Origin of the sequence: Paenibacillus sp. 1-18 (genome assembly GCF_000520755.1) — a bacterium.
GTDB classification, from domain to species: Bacteria; Bacillota; Bacilli; order Paenibacillales; family Paenibacillaceae; genus Paenibacillus; species Paenibacillus brasilensis.
The window spans coordinates 1-655 of sequence record NZ_ASSB01000236.1 but is presented as its reverse complement, the minus strand read 5'-3'; the positions used below and the strand labels follow the sequence as shown (position 1 = coordinate 655).

Genomic DNA, 655 nt, shown 5'->3' with positions numbered 1-655 from the left:
TTAAACGACCACCTGCTCAAAGCAGGTGGATTTTGACATCAATGTCGACGACTAAAGTCGTAACGTAAGACTGAAGTTCTTCTCAAAGTCCATACGCTCAAGCATACTGCAAATCCGACTAAAACTCGTCCTCAATCTTGAAAATTTCGTTCTTTTCCTCTGTGAACTGATTCGCAATATAGTTCCGGATCATTTCTTCCGTCACGCTTCCCACCGTTGCACAGAAGTATCCCCGTGCCCACAAGTGTTGTCCCCAATATTTCTTCTTCAGTTCGGGAAATTCATCTTGTAACAATCTAGATGATCGCCCTTTCAGGTACTGCACCATTTTGCTCGGAGCTAGACTTGGTGGACAGGACAACAACAAATGAATATGCTCTTTCCCCACACTTCCCTGCAAAATCCCAATTCCTCTTGCTTCACATCCTTGACGGATTAATTCTCGTGTTCTCACTGCCAGGGTACCTTTGAGTACTTTGTATCTGTACTTCGTTACCCAAATCACGTGATACTTTAGATCATAGATCGCATGGCTACTTTTCTGATATCCTTCCATACTTTCACCTCTTACGAAAAGTATGTCCAGATCGTTTAGGGCTAAAAGCGGATACCGTCTAAAGACGGTGGAGTTAGACCTCGCATTTTGAAATTAAAA

Annotated in this window: 1 protein-coding gene; it reads right to left on the bottom strand. The window is 42.9% G+C overall.

From position 1 onward, the window contains the following. Nucleotides 1-118: 118 nt before the first annotated feature. On the bottom strand, nt 119-556 hold the full coding sequence (tnpA, locus tag L693_RS0114565; RefSeq protein ID WP_025717884.1) for an IS200/IS605 family transposase: 438 nt from the start codon (nt 554-556) through the stop codon (nt 119-121). Nucleotides 557-655 lie beyond the last annotated feature (99 nt).

Bases quoted from the DNA above. Each gene is read 5' to 3' on its own strand.
- tnpA (WP_025717884.1), bottom strand. From the start codon at position 556: ATGGAAGGATATCAGAAAAGTAGCCATGCGATCTATGATCTAAAGTAT.